7 protein-coding genes are annotated in these 6,000 nt (G+C 44.7%); 6 read left to right on the plus strand and 1 reads right to left on the minus strand.

The window, feature by feature from the left end; genetic code table 11:
- Nucleotides 1–51 precede the first annotated feature (51 nt).
- The 4 genes from SWH54_06325 to SWH54_06340 are packed head-to-tail and all read left to right on the plus strand — an operon-like array spanning nucleotide 52 to nucleotide 2,786.
- On the plus strand, nucleotides 52–648 hold the full coding sequence (locus tag SWH54_06325; protein ID MDY6790868.1) for a DUF47 family protein: 597 nt from the start codon (nucleotides 52–54) through the stop codon (nucleotides 646–648).
- 26 nt (nucleotides 649–674) lie between these two features.
- Nucleotides 675–1,592: an anion permease gene (locus SWH54_06330; protein ID MDY6790869.1), complete on the plus strand. Its 918-nt coding sequence runs from the start codon at nucleotides 675–677 to the stop codon at nucleotides 1,590–1,592.
- A 47-nt stretch (nucleotides 1,593–1,639) separates the two neighbouring features.
- Nucleotides 1,640–2,242 carry a DUF3786 domain-containing protein gene (locus tag SWH54_06335; protein MDY6790870.1) on the plus strand — a complete coding sequence of 201 codons (603 nt, stop codon included), beginning with the start codon at nucleotides 1,640–1,642 and terminating at the stop codon, nucleotides 2,240–2,242.
- Between the two features lie 40 nt (nucleotides 2,243–2,282).
- Nucleotides 2,283–2,786: a hypothetical protein gene (locus SWH54_06340; GenBank protein ID MDY6790871.1), complete on the plus strand. Its 504-nt coding sequence runs from the start codon at nucleotides 2,283–2,285 to the stop codon at nucleotides 2,784–2,786.
- A 153-nt stretch (nucleotides 2,787–2,939) separates the two neighbouring features.
- Here the strand turns inward: SWH54_06340 and SWH54_06345 are convergent, their stop codons facing one another.
- On the minus strand, nucleotides 2,940–4,148 hold the full coding sequence (locus SWH54_06345) for a putative sulfate/molybdate transporter (GenBank protein ID MDY6790872.1): 1,209 nt from the start codon (nucleotides 4,146–4,148) through the stop codon (nucleotides 2,940–2,942).
- Between the two features lie 231 nt (nucleotides 4,149–4,379).
- On the opposite strand from SWH54_06345, the gene SWH54_06350 reads away from it, so the two are divergent.
- Entirely contained in the window at nucleotides 4,380–4,724 is a 345-nt protein-coding gene (locus SWH54_06350; GenBank protein ID MDY6790873.1) for a metalloregulator ArsR/SmtB family transcription factor, read from the plus strand.
- 80 nt (nucleotides 4,725–4,804) lie between these two features.
- Nucleotides 4,805–5,977 carry a permease gene (locus SWH54_06355; GenBank protein ID MDY6790874.1) on the plus strand — a complete coding sequence of 391 codons (1,173 nt, stop codon included), beginning with the start codon at nucleotides 4,805–4,807 and terminating at the stop codon, nucleotides 5,975–5,977.
- The last annotated feature ends 23 nt before the right edge of the window (nucleotides 5,978–6,000 follow it).

Below are 6,000 nucleotides of genomic sequence, written 5' to 3' on the forward strand. Positions count from 1 at the left end.
ATTCCTTTTTAAAAAAGAACAACGTATCCCCAAAAATTGATTTTTGAATACATGGATGCAGTAAAACTGTGTCAGGATAGCTTTTTAAAAGGTCTGCAGGCCTGCCTTCTTAACGGATCTCTTTGCGAAGACTTCGATTTTTTTATCAAGCAGACACACAAGTTTGAATCAAAAGCCGACGATATTAATGATGATATCAACAACCTGATGTACGGCAAGGCATTGATACCCGATTCCCGCGGCGATATTTTGGGACTTCTCGGCGCAATGGATGAGATCCCTGATCTTTTTGAACGGATTCTTTACATGATTCAAACACAGCGGCTCACCGTCCCGGAATATCTTATCGACGATATTCAAGATCTCGTCAGGATAAGCCTGGAATGTTGCGACCTTCTGGCCAGGCAGGCCACAGCTCTTTTTAAGAAAACAGAGGGCATCAGGGCGTTGCTAAATACAATCGACATTAACGAAAGCCACTGCGATCATATCGAAAGGCGGATTATAACCAAAATTTTCGAGTCCGACATGGATTCCCTGCAAAAGATCCAGATCAAAGATCTTATTGTAGAAATGGGGAATATATCCGATGAGGCTGACCGGGTGTCTAGACGGATCAATATTATCAGCATGAAGAGGCGGGTATAATGTTCTCCCTTTTGGGAGGTGTTTTTTTGGGTTGGTCCTTGGGGGCCAACGACGCTTCCAATGTGTTCGGAACCGCTGTATCCTCAAAGATGGTCAAATTCCGGACTGCTGCTCTGCTGGCTTCCGCCTTTGTCATAATAGGTGCAATTCTTTCCGGCCAGGCGGGCATCGAAACCCTTAAGGGCTTGACCAGTTTTCATCTTGAGCAGGCTGTGGTTGCATCAATTGCAGCAGCGATTACCGTGACCATTATGACTCTCCTGGGTCTTCCTGTTTCCACATCACAGGCGGTGGTGGGATCAATTCTTGGAATAGGAATCCTCAATAATCAGCTCAATATGACAGGGCTAGCTAAAGTGGTTGTCTGCTGGGTCGGAACACCTATAGGTGCTGCAATAATCGCTGTATTCCTTTATAATGGACTCGGAATGATTTATAACAGATTGAACCCAAATCTTTTTCAATCCGATGCCATGATTCGAATCCTAATGATTGTCGCCGGCTCATACGGTGCTTTTTCCTTAGGGGCAAATAATGTTGCCAATGTGACGGCTGTGTTTGTCGGTGCCGGATTGATCAGCGTATTTTATGCCGCGTTCATCGGTGGTGCCAGTATCGCTTTGGGTATCTTGACTTACAGTAAACCGGTTATGGAAACAGTGGGGAAAAAACTTGTCCAACTCGACCCCTTTTCCGCCTTGATTGTGGTGCTTTCTTTGGCCTTTACGGTACATTTCTATACACTGGTGGGTGTGCCGGTTTCTACTTCCCAGGCTGTCATCGGCGCAGTCCTTGGCATCGGCCTTGTCAAAGGAGTCAATACGGTCAGCCGTCAGACACTGCGCCACATCCTTTTGGCATGGCTGCTAACACCTGTGGTGGCCTGTTTTTTTTCCGTCACCATTTATTTCATTATCCATCTGCATTACATTCCAGTCCGGTAAGCCGTCATGCTTGACATAAGCCTGGCTGTACTATATTTCATAGGGCTATGACCAGCAATTATGAAAAAATTATTCATGACAATCTTGACAGGATTTATACAAATTTACCCCAAGACCTGGGTTTGATATTGCCGGCAAACCAAAAGGGGGATTCCTTCTTTTTTGAAGCTTTTGGCGAAGAGTGCCGGATTCAGCCGGAGGGTATCCATCTTGGTGGCAGGGAAGAAACCGGGGTACTGGGGGTTTTGATTTCCCTATATATGCTTAATGCCTGCCCGGAGACGTCTGTATTGCAACCACTTAAGGCATTTAAAGATTTTCCAGGAAGTATGCCTTATGTGGGTGCTTTTGCTTCATACACAGAAAAAATACTTGTTCCTTATGTGCACAGCATTGAAGAGGCACAAAATCGTATTATGGAACGTATGCAGGGCAAAGATGCTTCTGAGATATCAGGGGGTGATTTTTCATTTTTACTGTGTCCTTTACCCAAAATAACTCTATGCTATATATTCTATCGTGCGGACGATGAATTTTCCGCTTCGGCGACCTGCCTTTTTTCCAATAACGCTCATCAATTTTTGCCTTTGGACGCACTGGCCGACGTGGGAGAATATACCTCAAGAAAAATCATTCAACTCTTGACTTGAATTTATACGGTTTTTAAAGGTGAAAAATTTGCAGGTAACGATGGATGCTGTTACAAAAATGACCCATATAAGTGCAATATTTCTTTTGGCAGTGGTGTTTTTATTGCCGGTAAAAGCATTTGGGGAAACCGGGCAGGTTGAAAACGATAAAGCCCGACAAAAATTACTACGAAGAACAGCCAATATCAGCCTGTGGCGGCTAAAGGTGGTGATTGAAAGAGACGGATTCTACAGCGCACGCGTTGCCCTTAATATATGGCGCAGTAATGCAAAAGATGCAGGAACGTTCGATCAGGATAAGTATGATGAATTTAAAAAACAGATATATGAAAAATCAGTCAGCAGCAACCTGAAATGCATTGAAAAATGCATGGTGGACGAAAATTACACCGATGCCGAAAAATGCCTCTACTGGTGGAAAACACATGCTAAGGTGCTGGGCACATTTGATCCTGTTAAGCATGATGAATTGAAACAAATCATTGAAGCGGGTAAAGAGAAAAAAAAACAAAAAATTGAAACCAATCCCGAAAGAACGGAATAGCTGTTAGATCATGGCTCATAGCTGAAAGTTTTTTATTAAACCGCCTGAGATGGACTAAAACACTCAGAGAAGTTTCCTCATTTAAACCGGAACATATTTTTAAGCATCACTATAGGTGATGATTCACCACTCAAAGGCCTTCATTGAGCAATTTTACACATTAATTTTCTCGCTCTTTACTACATGGGCAATAAAAATGCCGGCGATAAAAGCTGCGACCAAATTTACAGTCAGGGTGATCCCCAGCATGACAAGGGCCACAAAGAGATCCTTTTTTTCCGACAGGTCCCGTATCATAAGGGCCAGTTGAGCACCTGCAAAAACCAGCAGAACACCCAGTATGGACATGGGAAGAAGATTGAGTATAACGATGGCGTTGTTTCCCAATAGAATTCCCAGCAAGACAAAAATACTTCCGATCATTATATTGGCGCCGGCCGTACGGGCGCCGAATCTATAATTGGCTGCCAGACCACCAGCACCGTGGCACATGGGAATTCCACCCCAGATAAAACTTATAACGTCGGCAATGCCCTGGCTGTTGGCTATGGAACGGTAGGTCGCCCGGTGAGCCCTCTGTCCGAAATACTCATGCATGAGATCTGTATTGGACAAAATAGCGTTTCCAATGGTCATGGGAAGCTGCGGCAGGACCAGAGCCGGGATTACCCACATAAGGTCGGTCCAGGCCGGCATGCCGTAGGGAAATGGCATGGGTACGTAAAAGCCAATTTTTAGCTTACTGAACTCAACCGGTTTACCGATTAATAGACCCAGCAAAATTCCTGCGGATATCACAATAACGGCTGCCGGAATCTTTCGGTTTTCTAAAAAAAGAAGAGTAATCGCCGTGCCGATAATGCCAAGAATAATCCCCGTACTGACCGGCCCTAAGAACTGGACGGCAAGATTTGGATCAGGCTGTATCATAAACCCAAGGCCCTTGGTCATCAGTATAATTCCCACACCCAACTGCACACCTCGAATGGTGCTTTTAGGAGTGTACTTGCCTATGATATGAATCAGTCCTGTTGTCCCCATGAAAAGCACGCATATTCCCATCCAGAGGCTGGCGGATATGATTTGAGCCGGAGTAAGGCCCACGGCAATGGCATAGGCCCCGATGACTTTCATGGGTTGGACCGGAACCGGCACTTTAAAATAGATACCGGCAATGACATAAAACAGACCGACGGTTACCATCACATTGGTCACATTCAGGCCGTTTAAAACAATCATGCCAATGGCAATGGGCAGCAAAGTTCCAAGATCTCCAAGGGATCCGGAAAATTCAAGGCGGTTAAATATAAAGGCCGGAAAGGGAGACTTCGGGTTTGTGTTTTCATTTATTAAATCAGACATATCGTGTCTCCTGAATTTATCGGGTTTCAGTAGTTGGCTTTTATGTTTAACGCTCAGTCAATTCTCGGCTCTATTTAAAGCTTAAAATGTTTTTTGAAAAGTGTCTTTCTGGTTTTAAAAAAATGATCAAAGATACTTGACACGTTAAACAAAATTAATATATTACCAAAAAAGAATATAGAGACTTTTGAAAATTAACATGTTGCACAAAATTCATCTAGAGGGTTGTCAATGAAGTCGTTTATCAAGGTCATGAAGGCGCTTTCCGATCCGAATCGGGTTAAAATGGTAAAGATGCTTCAGCATAAAACCATGTGTGTCTGTGAGCTGCAGGCTGCACTGGAAATATCCCAGCCTAACGCATCCAAACATCTGAAAATTTTAGAAGAAGCAGGCCTAGTCGATTATCGTAAAGACGGATTGTGGGTCAATTACCATCTGAGTGATGGAGTAAACAGCCCCTATGTAGCAAGTCTGCTGGGAAATCTCAAGCACTGGTTGGAGAATGATCCTGAAATTGCCAAATTAGTAGAGAAGATACATTTTTTAAACCGAGAAGAGCTGTGCAGGCAGTAAAAATTTCTATCCACTATATAACTGTATACTTATATAAAGATATATAAATCTGATTATTATATCATTAAAAGGCATATCAAATGAAAGAACGTACAAAATTAACATGGATTATTTTAATTTTTCTCGCCAGTTATTATATACCCTGGGGACACCCCATCATTCGCCAATCCGGAATTGAAGCCTTTATGATGCTTCAGGAATATGCACGCGAGCATGTGTTGACCTGCCTGATTCCGGCATTTTTTATTGCAGGCGCCATATCGGTATTCGTTTCCCAGGCTTCGGTGCTTAAATATTTTGGCTCTCAGGCAAAAAAAATTCTGTCTTATTCCGTTGCCTCGGTTTCAGGAACCGTTCTGGCGGTTTGTTCGTGTACGGTTTTGCCGCTGTTTGCCGGTATCTATTCCCGTGGGGCGGGTATTGGACCGGCCACCGCCTTTCTTTATTCCGGTCCGGCCATTAATGTACTGGCAATTACCCTTACGGCCAAAATACTGGGGTGGCAGCTCGGTCTGGCACGTGCCATTGGTGCAGTGGTTTTTGCCGTCATCACCGGTTTGCTCATGGCCTTGATTTTTCGTAAGGACGATACAGCCAGAACAAAGGGGCAAATTTACCTGCCGGACGAGGAAGGCAGCGGGCGGACTTTATTGCAGGACACATTATATGTTCTTGTGATGGTCCTGATCCTGATTTTTGCGGCCTTTGCCCGGCCTACCGAAGGATCCACAGGCCTGTGGCCGGCAATCTTTGCAGCCAAATGGTATATCACCATCGCTTTGTTGATTCTGCTGGGATTGATACTAAAATTCTGGTTTACCCGGGAGGAATGCAAAACATGGGTGGAGGCGACCTGGGGTTTTATGAAACAGATCTTTCCTCTTCTCGGAGGCGGAGTTCTTGTCGCCGGTTTTATGTTGGGCCGTCCGGGTCATCCCGCACTGATTCCCGAATACTTTATTCAAACACTGTTAGGAGGAAATTCCCTTTGGGCAAATTTATTTGCTTCGGTGGCCGGGGCTTTGATGTATTTTGCCACTCTTACCGAGGTCCCCATCCTGCAAGGACTTCTCGGTGCAGGCATGGGCCAGGGGCCCGCCCTGGCACTTTTGCTTGCCGGCCCGGCTCTGTCCCTTCCCAACATGTTGGTGATCGGCAGTGTCATGGGTATCAAAAAGACGGCGGTTTTTTGCTCCATTATCATCATTTTATCCACTATTGCGGGAATGCTTTACGGGGTGATTGCAGGATGATGGAGGTTTAACCCTAAAACGCA

The organism is Thermodesulfobacteriota bacterium (assembly GCA_034189135.1).
In the GTDB taxonomy this organism is placed as follows: domain Bacteria; phylum Desulfobacterota; class Desulfobacteria; order Desulfobacterales; family JAUWMJ01; genus JAUWMJ01.